This window comes from Lacticaseibacillus suilingensis (genome assembly GCF_016861845.1).
GTDB classification, from domain to species: domain Bacteria; phylum Bacillota; class Bacilli; order Lactobacillales; family Lactobacillaceae; genus Lacticaseibacillus; species Lacticaseibacillus suilingensis.
Genome location: NZ_BOLV01000071.1, coordinates 1 through 754, shown reverse-complemented (window position 1 = coordinate 754; position 754 = coordinate 1). Strand labels below are relative to the sequence as shown.

The following is a 754-nucleotide window of genomic DNA, read 5'->3' as shown; positions in this document are numbered from 1 at the left end:
AAACAATTGCTATCAGGGATAGATATATTAATTTTACTAGCCATTTAATAAACCTTTTATTAATGGCGGTATATTTCAACCGCCGATTAAATTTAATTATGCAAAGAATTTACCGTTTTTGAAGTCAATCAAAGTACGTTGCCCGTTTGCATAGGTAATTAAATGCGTTTGCGTCCAGCTTGACGCGCCCACGTTGTAGCCCATATCAAGCGACCCCGCCACGCCAGCGGTATAAACGCCGCCGTAAATGCTAGCCGTATGAGTATGACCAGTGTTAAGGCGTCCCAACTTTTTAAACTGCTTAGGATTGCCCCGACTGCCGTTAATGCCATTGTGACCATGTACGCCGCACTCAATGCCAGCGATTTTAAAAGACTGGTCAGTAGTCAGGAAAATAGCGTTAAATTCGCAACCTGCGACACTACGCAAGGCGTAATCTAGCACGTTAAAGGTATCATCCTTTTCAGCAATAGCGGCGTAAATCGCAGCGTTTAGACGGTGATACAATTCCGCGTTTGCGGGATCGTCTTTAATGTTTGCGTTACGATCATCAAGCCAACGGGATAATGCCAAATCATGGTTAGATTCCACGATGATTGTTTGAGAAAAATCGCGCTCCATTGACTCCAACACGCGACCGGTATCAATGAGATCGTCAATAACTTTATCACGTCCGGCGGCGTACTGTTTAGCTAGGAATACACCACTTGCGCGGTTGTGATGGTTACGCGATGTAAAATCATGCACATCATGA

At 44.2% G+C, this 754-nt stretch carries 1 pseudogene; it reads right to left on the bottom strand.

Features of this window, described 5'->3' with window-relative positions:
- Positions 1–96: 96 nt before the first annotated feature.
- Positions 97–754: pseudogene (locus tag JUF11_RS13140) on the bottom strand (hypothetical protein); the annotation flags it as partial.